We start from the raw sequence: 17,883 nt of genomic DNA, 5'->3' as shown, positions 1-17,883 counted from the left end.
TATTAAACGCTTGCCTAACACCAAATTCTGATCAACTAAAACTATACAATATAGTGGTAAATAAAACAATAAATTCCTTAAATATTAGCATACAGGATTAACACTTTATTTTTTAAGCTGTGTAAGTTTTTCAGTTTATCTAACAAAGTTAGTAAATATCTTTGGTTCTTTTTCAGGCTCTTTTACATTACTTTTCCCATTTTCAACAAGCTTCAAAAGCCAAGCCATGTTCTTGCCAAGTACTCTCATTATCTGAACTCCTTCCTCATCCTGTAGAACTTCGCCAGGTAGCCTTCCATGAATAACATTCCAATAGTTAGAGGTTGCAATTAACATCTCAGCATAATTCAGATATTGCATGAGCTGGTTAAATGCTGTAATGCCACCTGAACGTCTTACAGCAACAAGTGCTGCCCCTACCTTATGTCTAAATAGACTTCCATTTACTCCGGCAACATAAAAGGCTCTGTCTAAAAATGCTTTCATTGTTGCAGAAATTGAAGCATAGTGAACCGGTGAAGCTAATATTATTCCATTTGTTTCTTTCATCTTTTGAATCCATTCATTTACTTCATCATCAATTACACACCTTTCATTTCTATTTTTAGCACACGTGCCGCATGCAAGACATCCTCTGATTGCTTTGTCTCCCACTTGCACTATTTCAACTTCAATTCCTTCTTTTTGCAGCTCCTCGGCCACTATCTTTATAGCATGGTATGTATTTCCTTCCTTTCTTGGGCTTCCATTAAATGCAACCACCTTCATCAATGTTCACCTCACAAGGTTTTTTAAATATTGTTGCTTAAGAATGAGGATAGACTTTTGAGGAGCTTTTGTCAAGACATAGCTTTATACTTTGCATGCTGGTGCTTTTGTTGGGATAGTCTTTTTAGAGGTTTTTGTAGAGTTTTTTGTAAAGTAAAATAGGAAATTTTAAAATGGAGTGTTGAATGAAAAATAAACAGCTTGCATTGTGAGGGATGGTCAAAGGTTTAAAAGGCTTCATAACCAGTTTTATCCTTTTTGCAGCAAACCTATAAATTTAAGCTCAGCCTAAAAAAGACTTTTCTCTCAATGGATAAAGCGTATTTTTCAAAATATCCTAAAAACTTAACTCCCACCTTGCTGCAAAATACTCCTCTTGAAGAGACTTATGAAATAAGCTATAATGAAAGCAACATCAATTTCTTCCGCCAACTTTTAAAAAGAATTGTATCTGAACTATGAGGGGTGTAAACCTTAACAACTGAAAATCTCATCTTTCCTGTGCCTGGATTGTATCTGAACTATGAGGGGTGTAAACTTTGCACACTGAGAGAACTTTCTCACAGTGTGCACCAATTGTATCTGAACTATGAGGGGTGTAAACTTAACCCTTCAAGTCCGCCTCGCCTCGATATCGACCTGTTTTATCTGAACTATGAGCGATGTAAACGATTGATACTATTTTTAGAACTTTCATTGTTTTTATACAGTCTTATCTGGACTATGGAGCTGTTGAAACAAATCAAATTTTCTTAGTCTTCTTCTATAACGTTTCTTCTAAGTTAGTATTTCAATAATCTTTTTTATCACGTAAATACAACTTTAAAAATTTCTTATTTTGAGCTTGGATAGTTTTGATCATATTCTTTGTTCTCCTTTAAAAATTTTATTTGAAAAAGAAGGATTTTTACAGTTAATGTCGAAATATAATAAACAATACAGTTTAACGCAAGAATTTGTTAAAAAAGGAGAGATTGTTTGAGATGAGAGCAAAATTTATATTTGAAGTACACAATGGGTTTAACGAAACCAAGGAACTCCCAGTTTATTATAGAACCTTATTTATTGCTTTTTTAAAAAAAGCACTATCATCATACAATGAGGAGTATTTCAAAAGACTTTATTGGTGGGAGGATAAAAAGAATAAGTGGCAAAAGCCGTTTGTTTATGCGGTAAATTTGCCCAACATGAATTTTTCAGACGATAAAGTGCTGTTCAGAGGAGATATAGTTTTAAACCTTTCAACTTCCGATTATGAGTTTTTTGTCAATATCTACAATAGTTTAATCAGCAGCAAACTATATCCTCATAAATTGACTAATAACTGTGAAATCAAACTCAGGAGGGCATACCTTATAAAAGAACCAGAACAATTTTCTTCAACTATGACTTTCAAAACCTTTTCACCTGTGGTGATTGAGAAAAAAGAGGGAGATGACAAAATTCCGATTTTACCCTATGATGAAGGATTTGAAGAGGTTTTGAACGATGTAATTGACTTTGAAATTAGAAATATCAGAATTTTGCGAGGGCAAAATAGAGGACTTTATAAAAGAATTAGTTTCAAGCCAATAAATGTCAAAAAGATTGTTGTAAAGCATAAAATTTCTGAGTTTGTAGAAAACACCGGCAAAGAAATTATGTATCTTACAGGCTTTGGCGGTATATTTGAACTATCAGGACATCCTGATGATTTAAAAGAGATTTATCAAAATGGACTTGGATTTAGAAGAGGACAAGGGTTTGGTTTTATTGAAGTGGTGAGATAATAATATGAAAAATAAAAGGGGAATAGCAAAAAATGAAGGAGAGGGTTTATTTAGGTGATTGGGCTTATAATGCAGGGATTATAGGTTTTATTGAGATTATGCTGGATGGAGAAGATATAGATTCTCAAAACATTATAACTATTGGACCAAATTACATTGAATTTGAAAGAGAAAGTTTGCAAGGGTTTTCCGACAAGTTTTTTAAGAAAGCTTATCAGAGGTATCCAAGGACAGATGAGATTATAAATGAAGGGAAAGATTTACTGGCCCAACTAAATAATCAAAGTGATATAGACGAACAGCAGAGAGAGAGAGTAAGAAAGTTTAAAGATAGAGTTAATGGTTTTGCAAAACTGAACAGAGTTGCGAAAGAATATGGATGCAGTTTAGAGAAAAAATTTAATAAAAATGAAGCAGTAGATTATGTAAACACAATAATAAAGATTTTGGAAGATAGAAAACAGGAGTTTATGGAAAACGATGTAAAAGTTTATTTGAACAGTGTCAGCTCAGTATATGGTGAAGCAAGCTTTCTAAATAGGCAAATTACAGAAAACCTAAAAGAAAAGTTTTACAACGACTTTGAAAAACCTATAATAGAGAAGGCCAATGAAGAGGACAAGAAGTATCCCTGTATATTTTGCGGTGAGAGAAAAGCTAAAAAAGGTGCAATGTTTAACACAGGGATTGTGAATTTTCTTGGAGCAAACAAAGACAACAAGAATTTCTTCTGGAACTTTAAGCCTCAGCTGCCTATATGCGAAATCTGTGAGCTTATGTATTTCTGTATTTTTGCGGCCCTGACTGAATTTAGAGTTGGACAAACCAAAAGGTTTTACTTTGTAGATAAAAGTACTTCTGTTTTGGAGCTATATCAAGCAAATAAATTGTTTATGGAAATAATGTCAAAAGAAGAAAATTTACTCAAAGACAAAGGAATTTTGAACTTCATAAATGATTACTTATTGTTGAAACTGAGGGAAGAAAGCAAGTTTGCCCTAACTAACATTCTTTTTGTTGAAATAGATCTCTCTTCAGTTGCTCCAAAGGTTTATGGCTTCAATATATCCAAGCAAAAGGCTGAATTTGTAACCTCCAATTATGAATTTTTTGAAAATGTTGTGGGAACCAAAATAACTGTGAAAGACAATACCTTGTATCCTTTCCACGAGCTTTTGCAGAGGTTTTTAAATAATACGCTAAGCTTTCAGTTTGTATCATTTTTAGAAAGTCAGTTTATAAGCTCTAAAAAAGTGAATTCAAAAATTAAAACAAACCTTTCACCCTATAGGCTTCAAATGTTTAACATTATCACATATAAATTTCTAAAAAGCATAAAAAGAGGTGAAATGTTGATGGATGAAAAAAGTTTGTGGAGGATGTACTTTTTTGGACAGGAGTTAAAGAAAACATTCTTAAAATCAGGTGCAGAAAACAAGATAACGAGCCTTGCATATCGTTTGATTTCAGCACTTAGAATTGGTGACATAAACACCTTTATGAATTTGGTTATTAGAACTTATATGAACTATAACATGGAAGTACCGGCTTTATTTGTTTCGTGTATAAATGATAAAGACAATTTTTGCGCTTTAGGATATAGCTTTGTAAACGGGCTTTTAGGAAGTGAAAGAGATGAAAGATTAGAAAATGAGGAGGATGAGGAGAAATGAGTAAAAATGCAGGTATCACGATTACAGTTGTGTTTGAAGCGATGAGCTTGAATTATGGAGAGAGTGTAGGGAATATCTCTGAACTTAAAAAGCTCACAAGAGAAAATAAGGTGTATACTTACATGTCAAGACAGGCATTGAGATATGAAAAACACAAATTTATGCTGGAAAATTCAGAGTACAGGGAAGCGCCTGTAACAGGAGATGAGCAGGTTGTGCAGTTTACAAAAGAAGCAACAATCACCCAATACCCTGAAATAGATTTATTCGGTTATATGAAGACATCTGGACAAGGGCAGGGTGCACAGACAAGGACAGCAGTTGTCAAAATAACACCTGCTGTCTCTTTAGAAGAGTATAAAAACGACATAGAATTTGCAACCAATTTAAATTTAGCAAAAAGAGCAAATACCAATCCAAACCCTTATCAGCTTGAACAGCATAAGTCTCTTTACACCTATACTGTTTCAGTTGATTTGGATAGATTAGGTAGAGACTTTGATGAGAAGGGAAATGTCATTGAAGAGGTGCCTATTGAAGAAAGACTGAAAAGACTTTATACCCTCTTTGATGCAATAAAGTTTTTGAGCAGAGAAATCAAGGGAAGAAGAGAGAATTTAAGTCCACTTTTTGTAATAGGCGGACTTTATCCAGTTAAAAATCCCTTTTTCTTGAACAGAATTAAGATCATAAAAGATGACGTTGGCTATGCAATTGATGCAAGGTTACTTAATAGCACATGCGAACTGACTCTTCCAAATGGTAAGAAAGTTTATGATTATACTTTATTAGGATTGATAGAAGGATTTTTTGTAAATGAAGAGCAACTAAAGAAACTTTTGCCGGATTCAAGTGGAACAATTGATTACTTCTTTGAAACTTTAAAAGAGAAAGCACAGAAATATTATAAAGAGGGGACAGTTTGAAGATGTCTCAAAAACTTCTGAAGATTAAACTTTATCAACCTTTTGCAAACTTCAGAAAACCTTTTTCATATGGAATAGTAGACTCTTACCCTCTGCCTCCGCCTTCCACTGTAAAAGGTTGGCTTCACAATATCTTGGGGGCAAAAAATGGAGAATATTACAAAATGGCTGTTTCTATTTGTGGAAAGTTTAATTCCATCGTTTATGACATTCAAAGGATCATAAAATTTGACAGATTAAGAAAAGAAGACTCCTCAGCTCCAATTTTGAAAGATGTCTCAGCGAGGGTAATAAATGACGTTATATATGTGACCAACCTTGTTGATGTGGAGCTATGTATACATGTAAATGCAGAACAAGAGATTTTAGAAAGGATTTCTCATAATATCTTTAATTCTTACTGGGGACTTGGAAGAAAAGAAGACTTGTTGAGAGTGGATGAAGTGAAGTTCTTTGAACCGCAAGTTATAGAGTATAGAAAGTATGTAAAGCATAATCTTCTTAACATTGGGATGTATCTAAAGACAAGTACTGCGGAGAAGTTGAGGGTTGATGGAATTAGATTCAGACTGAATAATCGTTATATAAAAACCAAAGATGGTCTTAGGATATTTACGAATAAAAAAGATGTAGTGTATTTTGAAAATCTTCAACATTTAAACCCTATAATGTCTGTTAGTGATAAGCTGTTAGTAGATGATGAAAATATTCTTATTGATTTAATAGGTGATGATGAGTATGAAAGCCTATGAGGATATAGAACTTTACGCAAAGCGATTTAAAACTGAGAAAGGTTATGAATACCAGACAATATACGAGCATACAATGACACTACTGCAGAATATGGAAAAATTATTCAAAGAGTATAGAGAGGAGATCAAAGAAGGTTTTCAAAAACTTCAGATTGACCTTGAGAGGTTCAAATATTTGCTAAAATTAGCAATAATATATCATGATTTGGGCAAGGCAAATTCAAACTTTCAAAGAAAGATAAGAGACAAGACAAAATCAAATGAGGTACCTCAAGTAAGGGGTTTGTCTGTGGAGGTACCTCATAACTTTATCTCAATAGCTTTTGTGGATTTGGAAGATGAGATAGACAAGGGGAATATCAGCCCAGAAGATTTTGAAAATTTGCTTTTTGCTATTGCATTTTCGCATGACAGGGGCTTTGATTTCAACTACCAATATTTTGAAAAATATATTTGTGAAGATGTTTCAAAGTATTTAAATAACAAGACATTACTTCCTTTGTTTAAAGAACTTCCTTCATTTCCTACCAAAGATGAAATAGAGAAGAGTTCAAACTATGTATATAGAACTATTGACTGGTTGAAAGAGGTCATGCTCAAAAGTTATACCGACCTTTACAATAAAAACGCAATTATGAGAATTCTTTTAAAAGGTTTTCTTCATAGACTTGATCATTCAAGTTCTGCAGAAGTTAGTACAGAAGAAGGAAAGATTACCGATTTTTCAAATAAGGTTGAGAGCTACTTGAAAGAAAAAGGGAATTTTGCCGGTTTTAAAGAATTTCAGCTAAAAGCTTTAGATTTCTCAACCCAGAATGTTATTTTATTTGCTCCCACAGGCAGTGGTAAGACAGAGTTTGGCTTAAACTGGGCAGGCAGAAGCAAGTTAATTTACACTCTTCCAATTCGTGTTTCAATCAACGCAATGTACGAAAGACTGGTGAGAATTTTTGGTAGTGATAAGGTTGGAATATTGCATTCTGACAGTATGATTTATCTGCTTGAAAAGTATTCACAATCAGCTGAAGATGTCCAAGAGTTAGAATCCTTATTTGACAATGTAAACCTTGCGAGGAATTTAAGTTTTCCAATAATTGTAACAACCGGCGACCAGATTTTTACATCTGCTTTAAAATGGCCTGGTTTTGAGAAAATATATTCGTTATTTTTATACTCGAAGATTATAATTGATGAGCCACAAAGCTATTCACCAGAGTCGTTGGCAATTATAATAAAGACGTTAGAAGAAATAGTAAATTTAAATGGACGATTCTGCTTGATGAGTGCTACTGTAAATCCTCTTGTATTAAAGTATCTTGGAGATATTTCTGAATATTTACAGGCATATTCAGATGAGGAATTAAAAAAATGCTGGTCGCATGTTGTTTCGGTCAAACCACTTTCTATTTTAGATTGTGTAGATGAAATTGTGAATTGTGGGAAGCAACAGAATGTACTTGTAATATGCAACACAGTAAAAAGGTCACAGGAAGTTTATAAGGCTATAAAAGAAAGCATAAAGAATTTTGATGATGTTCCGGTTGAACTTTTGCATTCAAGATTTTTGGAAGGGCAAAGAAGGCAAAAAGAACATTTTATTCTTTCAAACCAGAGAAAAAATAGTATTGTAATTTCAACCCAGCTTGTAGAAGCGTCACTTGACATAGATTATGACGTTTTGTTTACGGAACTGGCTTCTGCAGATTCACTGTTGCAGCGAATGGGGAGAGTATACAGGAAAAGACCATATGAGGGGCAAAAACCAAATGTTATTATCCTAACAAAGGAACCAAGCGGAATTGGAAGAGTTTATCAGAAAGAAATTGTTACTAGAACAGAAGAGTTTTTGAAAAGGTTTGACGGAAGAAAAATTACAGAATATGACAAAAAAGAGCTAAATGAATATGCCTATGATGTTGAGGCACTTTCAAACACTAATTTCATGAAGAGTTTCAAAAAAGCATATGAACTTTTGAAGTTAGGATTTAAAGCAGATAGAAAAATTGAAGCTCAAAAGATTTTTAGGGATGTAGTTACAGTTGAAGGTATACCGAGGAAGGTATTCGAGGTAAATGAAGAAACAATCAGAGAGTGCCTGAAGAGAATAGGTTCAAAATCTTTAAGCCCTGTTGAGAAACTGCAGCTAATTTCAGCTGTTCGAAAGTACACTGTTACAGTTCCGGTGTACTTTTTCGCAAAAGGTGGAGCGAGTGAGTATAGCAAAAAGCTGGGTATATTCATTTTAAATTGTGATTATGACGACGAGTTGGGCTTGTTACCACCTAAGGAATCAGAAAAAGATGATATATGGTAAAAACTACAAAAAGAGAGTGATCTTTTAAAATGTCAGAAGAAATTCGAGAACTGCAAGACCTCAAATTCCAAGGCATTAAAATCAACTACCTTTATGTTTGCAAAAGAAAGCTTTGGCTTTTTAGCAAAAACATCACATTTGAAAATCGGTCTGACAAGGTCCTACTTGGCAGGATTTTGCATGAGTATTCTTATCCCAAAGAAGAGACAAAAGAGGTTTTGATAGATAATCTTATAATGATTGACATTCTATCAGATGGGGCAGTGAGAGAAGTAAAGTACAGCAGCAAAATGAAAGAAGCTGATATTATGCAGGTTATGTACTATCTTTACTATCTAAAACAAAAAGGGATAGAAAAGCAGGGTATAATCAACTATCCAAAGGAACGCAAAAAAGAAATCTTACAGCTTACACCTGAATATGAGCAAAAAGTAAAACAGGCACTGAGCGAGATAGAAAAAATAACCTCTCAGATAGTTCCACCGCCGGCTACAAAGCAAAAGATATGCAAGTCCTGTGCATACTTTGAATTTTGCTGGGGGTAAGTCTGATGCAAAAAACACTTTACATAACCTCAAATGGAAGACTCAGAAGAAAAGACAACACACTTTACTTTGAGACAGAGACTGAAAAGAGGTCAATTGACATCGAAAACATTGAACAAATTCATATCTTTGGTGAGGTTGATTTGAATACCAAGGCTTTGAATTATATCTCTCAATACGGCATAATTCTTCACTTTTACAACTATTATGGATTTTATGCAGGTAGCTTTATGCCGCGCAAGAAAAACGTTTCTGGAGATGTTGTTGTTCGGCAAGCACTTCATTATCTTGATAGGGAAAAGAGAATCTTCTTGGCATACTGTTTTGTCGAATCAGCAGTTTATCATATGATGAGGAATTTAAGAGAAAGAAAAGAAGCAGAGGCTTTTTTGAATGCAATTGAAGATGAATGGGAAAATGGCAGGTTTAACATTTCAAGCATATCAGAGCTTATGGGGCTTGAGGGAAGAGTGAGGAATATTTACTATTCATCCTTCAATCAGTTTTTGCCGGAAGATTTCTATATGGAAAAGCGTGAAAAAAGACCACCGACAAATCCGATAAATGCTTTAATTTCATTTGGAAACAGCCTAATTTACAGCACAGTTTTAACAGAGATTTACCATACCCAGCTTGACCCAAGCATAAGTTTTTTGCATGAACCAAGCGAAAAGAGGTTTTCACTCAGCCTTGACATCTCAGAGATTTTTAAGCCTCTTGTTGTAGATAGCGTAATTTTCAAACTTTTAAATAATCGCCAGATTACACTTGAACACTTTGATGAGGATTTGAATTATTGCTATTTGAATCAAGAGGGAAGAAGGATATTTATAAATGAATTGAGGAACAAGCTTGAGACGACAGTTCGCCACAGACAGCTTAACAGAAATGTATCTTACAAAGGATATATAAGGCTTGAGTGTTATAAGCTTATAAAGCATTTTATAGGAGATCAAGTTTACTCACCTCTAAAAGCGTGGTGGTGAGAACTCTTGCAAAGACACCTGACAGAAGTTAAAAAGCAAATTATGGGACATTTTTTACGGGCACAGCGTGCTAAATGTAGTTAAATGGGTGATATCTAAAAACGAATTTAGCACGTGGACAATGTGTTAACCAAATTGGATTTATCCTTAATTGGAGTTAAGTTTAAGTAAGACTTATTCACAAAAAATTTTTTAATATTCTTATAAGAGACTTTGGTATTGGAAGTTATCTTCCTATGAGGGAGTGATGCAAAATATTTGTAATAGTTACATACGACGTTAATGAAAAACGTGTGAATAAAGTTCGAAAAATTTTGAAAAAGTACCTCACTTGGGTACAAAACTCTGTATTTGAGGGTGAAATAACATATGGCAAGCTTGAAAAATGCAAACGGGAACTTTTTTCTGTGATAGAAAAGGATGAGGATTCAGTGTATTTTTACGAGATGGAGTATAAAATTGTATGCAGCAAGAAGATACTTGGACAGGAGAAGAACTATGATTCTGTGATACTGTAAGTATTGCAAGAAACAACCAATTTGCAGCAAACCTAAAAAAGTAACAAGCTGAGCAACTAGCTTGTCAATTCTGCAAAAGAAGTCGATTTAGTATTTTATTCCAACAACCTATCACCCCTTTGCTGCAAATAATATTGATTGCAAAGTAATATGGGATAAGGTATAATTGTAGGTAGTAACTGAGTTACAAGGTTTTTTATAAAAGTGGGTCTTATCTGAACTATGAGGGATGTAAACATTATCTAAGTACAAAAAGTTTAACCTATACCTCTCGTCTTATCTGAACTATGAGGGATGTAAACTGGTAAAAGATAGAATCACAAAGAAATACTATTGGGGTCTTATCTGAACTATGAGGGATGTAAACCATCGATAACTAACAAACAGCTACCCTCACGTCCATAGTCTTATCTGAACTATGAGGGATGTAAACCTCGTATGGTTTGTTGGGATTTTTGTTTTAGCTTTGGGTCTTATCTGAACTATGAGGGATGTAAACCTATTTCTTTAGTAATTTCTGGTTCTTCTTCTCCTGTTGTCTTATCTGAACTATGAGGGATGTAAACAGAAGAATATTTGTAACTTTGTTATTCAATGCAAACAGTCTTATCTGAACTATGAGGGATGTAAACAAGGAATTATGCCATCCAAAAAACTAAAATCAAATTTGTCTTATCTGAACTATGAGGGATGTAAACAACAAACAAGAAGACTTGGTAGCACTTGGGACAAAGTCTTATCTGAACTATGAGGGATGTAAACCTTGCACGTGAACTCAGCGATGACCCTTCCAAGGTCGGTCTTATCTGAACTATGAGGGATGTAAACTTGTATTGTTCGCTTACACTGCCAAAGTCAACTTGAGTCTTATCTGAACTATGAGGGATGTAAACGTAATTCGGGCTCAATTCAATCACAATATCCTCACTTGTCTTATCTGAACTATGAGGGATGTAAACTTGATGAATTTATAGAAGCCAATTTAACCACCTGCAAGTCTTATCTGAACTATGAGGGATGTAAACTTGCAACTACTTCAATAGCCCTTGTGTGCAACTGTGGTCTTATCTGAACTATGAGGGATGTAAACATTATCAATTATAGTAAATACTGATTCCGATATTGCAGTCTTATCTGAACTATGAGGGATGTAAACATGAAAGAGCTGAAAGCAGATTTAATGAGCAAGAAAGGTCTTATCTGAACTATGAGGGATGTAAACTAGTAATAGACTGGTAAACTACTATATATCTTAACAAGGTCTTATCTGAACTATGAGGGATGTAAACAGAGGAACAACAAAATTATGAAAGTAAGAAAAAGCACGTCTTATCTGAACTATGAGGGATGTAAACCAAGCCTGCTGCGACGCTTCAAATACCAGCTTGCGAGTCTTATCTGAACTATGAGGGATGTAAACTAAACAAAAAAAATAAATACAATCACGAGTATAATCGGTCTTATCTGAACTATGAGGGATGTAAACACAAAGAGTAAAAGCAACGGTTCAGATGTGATTACAGTCTTATCTGAACTATGAGGGATGTAAACCAGAGATACATTGCAGAGTGATTGTACCGAAAAATGGTCTTATCTGAACTATGAGGGATGTAAACATTAATTTACTCGGTTTTAAACATAAAAACATACTGCAAGTCTTATCTGAACTATGAGGGATGTAAACTTCATCTTTCTTAACTACATTATATCACATTGTATTAGTCTTATCTGAACTATGAGGGATGTAAACGGAGTTACATATGCAATTGCTGATTGAACTTTTGCAGTCTTATCTGAACTATGAGGGATGTAAACATAAATACTAAATACTCCTACTCTTGTACTATATACACGTCTTATCTGAACTATGAGGGATGTAAACTAAACTCCCACAGCTTTTGCCTTTCCTCATCGTCAGTCTTATCTGAACTATGAGGGATGTAAACAGTATTGTAATTATAGCTGGTAATGGTAATTATTATTAGTCTTATCTGAACTATGAGGGATGTAAACTAACTCAGATCGTATTTCTTTCGATGTGGAAACTTCGGTCTTATCTGAACTATGAGGGATGTAAACTCCTCGTATGCGTCTGAAGTTACAAAAGGAATTATGAGTCTTATCTGAACTATGAGGGATGTAAACTTTAAAATATTTTATCTATTCTGTGTATTAAACTTAAGTCTTATCTGAACTATGAGGGATGTAAACTCAACATCAAGCAATTGTATTAATCTATAGTAATCCGTCTTATCTGAACTATGAGGGATGTAAACTTGTTTGTATTTATCCATGAAACGACAATTTAAAATGTCTTATCTGAACTATGAGGGATGTAAACTTCATAATAAGAAAAAAATATTTTAAATATTATAATAGTCTTATCTGAACTATGAGGGATGTAAACCTCAATTCTGATACCTATCCTGACTGGTAACAGATTGTCTTATCTGAACTATGAGGGATGTAAACAGAGCTTTGGCAAGAACCAGAGTTCCAAAAATATTTTAGTCTTATCTGAACTATGAGGGATGTAAACTCTGCCGTTTTGCCAATCGGGAAAGATATAGTTGTTGGTCTTATCTGAACTATGAGGGATGTAAACTACTGGAAAATACTCAGAGAGCTACATATTGAAAAATGTCTTATCTGAACTATGAGGGATGTAAACAAAAAATGGCGGACGATATAGGAGAATTGATTTTAAAGTCTTATCTGAACTATGAGGGATGTAAACTTTTTTTGTTATTGCATTAATGAGCTTTTTTGTGTTAGTCTTATCTGAACTATGAGGGATGTAAACTTCATAACTTAATTACTTACTTACTTAAAGTATAAGTCTTATCTGAACTATGAGGGATGTAAACCAAGAATAATACCCTGCGAAATACTTAGCACCACAGGTCTTATCTGAACTATGAGGGATGTAAACGTAGTTGAGTAGCACTCTTTTGCTTCCGGGAAGAAAGTCTTATCTGAACTATGAGGGATGTAAACGCACCAGTAGCGTTCGAGAACAAGCGCCTTTATACCTTGTCTTATCTGAACTATGAGGGATGTAAACTTATCTTTAATCATCGCTGGTTCAATTGCCCTTACCTGTCTTATCTGAACTATGAGGGATGTAAACTTACTGCTGAATTTATCACAGGTAGCGAATACACTAGTCTTATCTGAACTATGAGGGATGTAAACGATTGTTTTTGTAAAGGAGATGAGACAATGAAATATTATGTCTTATCTGAACTATGAGGGATGTAAACGATTTCCGTTTGTTCTTTATCATCCTGAGGTAATCCGTCTTATCTGAACTATGAGGGATGTAAACTTTCTCTGGGTTTTTCTTTTTGCTTTGAGCTATTTGAAGTCTTATCTGAACTATGAGGGATGTAAACAGAAAAAAGTTATTAAAACAACTTATCAACTCTATGCAGTCTTATCTGAACTATGAGGGATGTAAACTCTTTTTAGTTTTTAACTTTACATTTTATATTATATTGGTCTTATCTGAACTATGAGGGATGTAAACACTTAATTGGCAACAGGCTTTAGATGAATACAAACGGTCTTATCTGAACTATGAGGGATGTAAACTTATAGTAATTTTCTAAACCTTCTTTTAATAGACTTGGTCTTATCTGAACTATGAGGGATGTAAACTTCGATAATAAAAACTATATATTTGCGTTAGGAAATAGTCTTATCTGAACTATGAGGGATGTAAACTTCTTCTTTGCTTTTTTTGTCTTTCATTATGAAGCTGGTCTTATCTGAACTATGAGGGATGTAAACGCGGGTGTACCATTAGATAGAATCAGCCCACCATCTTGTCTTATCTGAACTATGAGGGATGTAAACTCTTGGTGTTTGTAGTAAATAGTCGGCGCTCCATGGGTGTCTTATCTGAACTATGAGGGATGTAAACTTTTCTGTTCCTCAGGGGTATCCAAGCGACCGCATAGGTCTTATCTGAACTATGAGGGATGTAAACCTGGCAATGCATTCAACACGCTCTCAACTTGTCTAATGTCTTATCTGAACTATGAGGGATGTAAACATGGCACACTCTTCAGCTATCTGTTTAACGGTATATTGTCTTATCTGAACTATGAGGGATGTAAACAAAGCCAAAGCACTTCAACTCGATGAAGTGATAAACGTCTTATCTGAACTATGAGGGATGTAAACTTCGTAGTCAACGGGAAAGTTTTTGAAGTTGAAAAGAGTCTTATCTGAACTATGAGGGATGTAAACTATGGTGGGTCTGCAAAAATCATACTAAATTGTTCATGTCTTATCTGAACTATGAGGGATGTAAACGCTGGGGGATATAAAAATGCAGACTCTTGCTTTACCAGTCTTATCTGAACTATGAGGGATGTAAACTTCTCATCTCTTCTCAACATTTCTGCATGAATTCTTATGTCTTATCTGAACTATGAGGGATGTAAACATTGAATTTGGCAAAGTATAGAAATTATGTATTTAAGTCTTATCTGAACTATGAGGGATGTAAACAGAATGTGTGCTTGTAAAAGAGAAGAATACAGAAAGCGTCTTATCTGAACTATGAGGGATGTAAACGCCGGTATGGACGCCGAGAAACTACGCCAGCTTTGCAAGTCTTATCTGAACTATGAGGGATGTAAACTTCGATTTGGCTTACTTGGTTAGTATTATGGAAGCTGGTCTTATCTGAACTATGAGGGATGTAAACGAAGGAAGGACGTCCATGGGTTTCAGAGCCTACATCCAGTCTTATCTGAACTATGAGGGATGTAAACAGGATGAATTTATTGAAGTAAGAATTGAGCCCAAAGGTCTTATCTGAACTATGAGGGATGTAAACATAAATGCTACACGGGCATTTTTGCCAACCGAATTAGGTCTTATCTGAACTATGAGGGATGTAAACTCTCTTTGATTAGCCCGCCTTTGTGTTTTGCTGGGAGTCTTATCTGAACTATGAGGGATGTAAACGCTCCTTTCAGCGTGAAGGAGTCAACGCGGACTCCTTCGTCTTATCTGAACTATGAGGGATGTAAACGCGTTTGATTTAAATTTAAAAACAGAAATCACGTTTGTCTTATCTGAACTATGAGGGATGTAAACGTTGCCTGGATAAAGCTGACTCAACGCATATGCTCCGTCTTATCTGAACTATGAGGGATGTAAACACCATTCTTTTCTGCGTTCTATATCAATTATACCACTGTCTTATCTGAACTATGAGGGATGTAAACTTTCTTTTGTGACATTACCCAGTTTGTCTGGTGTAGTGTCTTATCTGAACTATGAGGGATGTAAACGTCTTGCGAATTGTAGGCAAAACTTCTGATGTAACCCGTCTTATCTGAACTATGAGGGATGTAAACAGTAGGTGATGACTGATGTGGCTTAAAAACAAGCAAAGTCTTATCTGAACTATGAGGGATGTAAACTGGTTTTATGGTTTGCTTTTGAAAGACGACAGATTTGGTCTTATCTGAACTATGAGGGATGTAAACGGTAACAAGCATAAAAACAATAACTACTGCTTTGGGTGTCTTATCTGAACTATGAGGGATGTAAACTTAAACGTGATAGGAGCTCATGTATACGGTCATAATGGTCTTATCTGAACTATGAGGGATGTAAACAATACTTGTTCATTGAAAACGTTAAAAATTTGTTATGTCTTATCTGAACTATGAGGGATGTAAACAACTCCTTCTCCATCACGGTCTGGGATATCAGCTCCAGTCTTATCTGAACTATGAGGGATGTAAACAAAAGGCGATATAAAAGATATAAAAAAGCACTCTCGTCTTATCTGAACTATGAGGGATGTAAACTCAGCTGGTGTTGCACCTTTGAAGCTGATAGTTGTGGTCTTATCTGAACTATGAGGGATGTAAACGTTAATGCAAATACTTGAAAAAGCAGCGGTTAAGGTTGGTCTTATCTGAACTATGAGGGATGTAAACGATAACTGTGTTGTAAATTTTAAAAATGGTTCTGAGTCTTATCTGAACTATGAGGGATGTAAACTCAAAACAACATGAAGTTACATCTGTTATAAAGCTTGTCTTATCTGAACTATGAGGGATGTAAACTTATTGTAGTAAGTTGCCTTTTGTTTTGCCTGTGTTCGTCTTATCTGAACTATGAGGGATGTAAACTTCTTATAAAAAATTTACAGGTAACTTCAATGAAGACGTCTTATCTGAACTATGAGGGATGTAAACTAATAATTGCTTTTCTGTATATTGTCCAGCATAATAATGTCTTATCTGAACTATGAGGGATGTAAACACAACACTACCCAAAAACAATAACTGCCTTACTACAGTCTTATCTGAACTATGAGGGATGTAAACTGAGGTCTTTGTGCCCCACAACTTTAGCACTTGGATAGTCTTATCTGAACTATGAGGGATGTAAACGAAGAAGAAAAGAAAAAATGGGAAAAGGAATATCAAAGTCTTATCTGAACTATGAGGGATGTAAACACTTATTACTCCGTTTGTCGCATATAAGCAAAAAACGTCTTATCTGAACTATGAGGGATGTAAACTCACCCAAGCCACCAAAACTCTATCACCCGGTGTTAAGTCTTATCTGAACTATGAGGGATGTAAACGCAGGAATGACAGTCCCGGGTTGGCCCGTGAAGACTAGTCTTATCTGAACTATGAGGGATGTAAACACTGTTTAAATTGCATAAAAAATTTTCAAAAACTTTGTCTTATCTGAACTATGAGGGATGTAAACTTTCAAAACAGGATTATTATTGTATATTACTTTCTTGGTCTTATCTGAACTATGAGGGATGTAAACCTCTGCATAGCTTCAAAGGCTGTATTGATATCGCCGTGTCTTATCTGAACTATGAGGGATGTAAACGCTTAGTTCTTGTTTTGGTTCTTTATGAAATCAATTAGTCTTATCTGAACTATGAGGGATGTAAACTTCCTATCATCGTCTGGTATATCAGCTCCACCCATTCCGTCTTATCTGAACTATGAGGGATGTAAACTTACTTGATTGTTTTGTTGTTGCAACTGCATTTTTAAGTCTTATCTGAACTATGAGGGATGTAAACTAAATGTTAGTCCACAAAGTTTCTAAAAATACGTGCTCGTCTTATCTGAACTATGAGGGATGTAAACCAGACGATACAACTAAAACAGCAAGCAAGATACAACGTCTTATCTGAACTATGAGGGATGTAAACTAAATTTAAACGCATTCAAATAGCTCAAAGCAAAAAGTCTTATCTGAACTATGAGGGATGTAAACATATAACCATTTGTGTTATCAAATTTTTCTTCAATTGTCTTATCTGAACTATGAGGGATGTAAACAAAATAAAGCGCAATAATAACAATATCTTCTGCTTTTGTCTTATCTGAACTATGAGGGATGTAAACATTTTTCTAAAAGCATTTGATACAGCATTTTGAAAACTGTCTTATCTGAACTATGAGGGATGTAAACAATCGCAGCCGCCAGGTCATCCCTGCTAGTTGCTCTGGTCTTATCTGAACTATGAGGGATGTAAACTCTCTACCAGAACTTTTTGCTTTGTTAAATTTGCCTGTCTTATCTGAACTATGAGGGATGTAAACTTTCATAAATTCTATCTTTTAT

At 34.7% G+C, this 17,883-nt stretch carries 9 protein-coding genes and 1 CRISPR repeat array (1 of these 10 cut by a window edge); of the genes, 8 read left to right on the top strand and 1 reads right to left on the bottom strand.

Annotated features, from left to right (window positions below; translation table 11 throughout):
- Positions 1 to 135 precede the first annotated feature (135 nt).
- Positions 136 to 768, bottom strand: coding sequence for a flavodoxin family protein (locus tag PGC14_RS10840; RefSeq protein ID WP_271628909.1), 633 nt, complete (start codon positions 766 to 768; stop codon positions 136 to 138).
- A 983-nt stretch (positions 769 to 1,751) separates the two neighbouring features.
- Here PGC14_RS10840 and cas6 point away from each other — a divergent pair.
- From cas6 to cas2, 8 genes are all read left to right on the top strand, one after another.
- Positions 1,752 to 2,537, top strand: a complete 786-nt coding sequence (gene cas6 / locus PGC14_RS10835; protein ID WP_271628908.1) for a CRISPR-associated endoribonuclease Cas6 — start codon at positions 1,752 to 1,754, stop codon at positions 2,535 to 2,537.
- 32 nt (positions 2,538 to 2,569) lie between these two features.
- Positions 2,570 to 4,210, top strand: a complete 1,641-nt coding sequence (gene cas8a1 / locus PGC14_RS10830) for a type I-B CRISPR-associated protein Cas8b1/Cst1 (RefSeq protein ID WP_039767118.1) — start codon at positions 2,570 to 2,572, stop codon at positions 4,208 to 4,210.
- Entirely contained in the window at positions 4,207 to 5,136 is a 930-nt protein-coding gene (cas7i, locus tag PGC14_RS10825; RefSeq protein WP_011917898.1) for a type I-B CRISPR-associated protein Cas7/Cst2/DevR, read from the top strand. The genes cas8a1 and cas7i overlap by 4 nt, the downstream gene beginning before the upstream one ends.
- Positions 5,137 to 5,138: 2 nt before the next feature.
- Complete coding sequence (gene cas5b / locus PGC14_RS10820) at positions 5,139 to 5,888, top strand: type I-B CRISPR-associated protein Cas5b (protein ID WP_011917897.1); 750 nt, start codon at positions 5,139 to 5,141, stop codon at positions 5,886 to 5,888.
- A complete protein-coding gene (cas3, locus tag PGC14_RS10815) occupies positions 5,875 to 8,202 on the top strand; it encodes a CRISPR-associated helicase Cas3' (RefSeq protein ID WP_237738269.1) in 2,328 nt (775 codons plus the stop codon). The genes cas5b and cas3 overlap by 14 nt, the downstream gene beginning before the upstream one ends.
- A gap of 29 nt (positions 8,203 to 8,231) precedes the next feature.
- Complete coding sequence (cas4, locus tag PGC14_RS10810) at positions 8,232 to 8,747, top strand: CRISPR-associated protein Cas4 (protein ID WP_271628907.1); 516 nt, start codon at positions 8,232 to 8,234, stop codon at positions 8,745 to 8,747.
- Positions 8,748 to 8,752: 5 nt separating this feature from the next.
- Entirely contained in the window at positions 8,753 to 9,733 is a 981-nt protein-coding gene (gene cas1b / locus PGC14_RS10805) for a type I-B CRISPR-associated endonuclease Cas1b (protein WP_127352705.1), read from the top strand.
- 254 nt (positions 9,734 to 9,987) lie between these two features.
- Positions 9,988 to 10,251 (top strand): CRISPR-associated endonuclease Cas2, encoded by a 264-nt coding sequence (cas2, locus tag PGC14_RS10800; RefSeq protein WP_041722450.1) that lies wholly within the window; start codon positions 9,988 to 9,990, stop codon positions 10,249 to 10,251.
- A 208-nt stretch (positions 10,252 to 10,459) separates the two neighbouring features.
- Positions 10,460 to 17,883: direct repeats of the CRISPR family, unit length 29 nt; unit sequence GTCTTATCTGAACTATGAGGGATGTAAAC (it continues 2,101 nt past the right edge of the window).

This window comes from Caldicellulosiruptor sp. DIB 104C (assembly GCF_028198085.1).
In the GTDB taxonomy this organism is placed as follows: Bacteria; Bacillota; Thermoanaerobacteria; order Caldicellulosiruptorales; family Caldicellulosiruptoraceae; genus Caldicellulosiruptor; species Caldicellulosiruptor saccharolyticus.
This window is presented reverse-complemented; position numbering and strand designations above follow the sequence as displayed.